Source organism: Promicromonospora sp. NPDC059942, assembly GCF_042731755.1.
In the GTDB taxonomy this organism is placed as follows: Bacteria; Actinomycetota; Actinomycetes; order Actinomycetales; family Cellulomonadaceae; genus Promicromonospora.
The window spans coordinates 1-1,244 of record NZ_JBHWLR010000055.1; the positions used below are offsets into that span (position 1 = coordinate 1).

A 1,244-nucleotide genomic window follows, 5' to 3' on the forward strand; every position below is an offset into this window, starting at 1 on the left:
ACGGTTTCAGGTACTATTTCACTCCGCTCCCGCGGTACTTTTCACCATTCCCTCACGGTACTATCCGCTATCGGTCACCAGGGAATATTTAGGCTTAGCGGGTGGTCCCGCCAGATTCACACGGGATTTCTCGGGCCCCGTGCTACTTGGGTGTCTCTCAAACGAGCCGTCAATGTTTCAGCTACGGGGGTCTTACCCTCTACGCCGGACCTTTCGCATGTCCTTCGACTACACCAACGGTTTCTGACTCGCCGACCGGCCGGCAGACCGATCAAGCTCACTCCCACAACCCCAACATGGCAACCCCTGCCGGGTCTCACACCATCACGGTTTAGCCTCATCCGGTTTCGCTCGCCACTACTCCCGGAATCACGGTTGTTTTCTCTTCCTGCGGGTACTGAGATGTTTCACTTCCCCGCGTTCCCTCCACACTGCCTATGTGTTCAGCAGCGGGTGACAGCCCATGACGACTGCCGGGTTTCCCCATTCGGAAACCCCCGGATCAAAGCCTGGTTGACGACTCCCCGGGGACTATCGTGGCCTCCCACGTCCTTCATCGGTTCCTGGTGCCAAGGCATCCACCGTGCGCCCTTAAAAACTTGGCCACAGATGCTCGCGTCCACTGTGCAGTTCTCAAACAACGACCAACCACCCACCACCCCGAGACCAAACATCCCGAGTTCACTGGGGCCGGCAACCGAAGAAACAGCCACAACATGGCCGCTCCCTCAGACACCCAACAGCGTGCCCGACCCAGCCGACCCATGACCCTGCGTTCCACGCCGAAGCAGTACTAGCAAAACCATCGAATCCACTGTGCCGAATAGTCAACGTTCCACCCATGAGCAACCAGCACCAGACGTTCGCTGATGAACTGGCCCCTGGACCACCAACCCGTAAGCTGGCAGCCAAGAAGTGCTCCTTAGAAAGGAGGTGATCCAGCCGCACCTTCCGGTACGGCTACCTTGTTACGACTTCGTCCCAATCGCCAGTCCCACCTTCGACAGCTCCCTCCCCACAAGGGGGTTGGGCCACCGGCTTCGGGTGTTACCGACTTTCGTGACGTGACGGGCGGTGTGTACAAGGCCCGGGAACGTATTCACCGCAGCAATGCTGATCTGCGATTACTAGCGACTCCGACTTCATGGGGTCGAGTTGCAGACCCCAATCCGAACTGAGACCGGCTTTTTGAGATTCGCTCCACCTCACGGTATCGCAGCTCATTGTACCGGCCATTGTAGCAC

General features: G+C 58.2%; 2 rRNA genes. Both read right to left on the reverse strand.

Features of this window, described 5'->3' with window-relative positions:
• Nucleotides 1–605: ribosomal RNA gene (locus tag ACFV9Q_RS29260) — 23S ribosomal RNA — on the reverse strand; the annotation flags it as partial.
• A gap of 321 nt (nucleotides 606–926) precedes the next feature.
• A 16S ribosomal RNA gene (locus ACFV9Q_RS29265) occupies nucleotides 927–1,244 on the reverse strand; the annotation flags it as partial.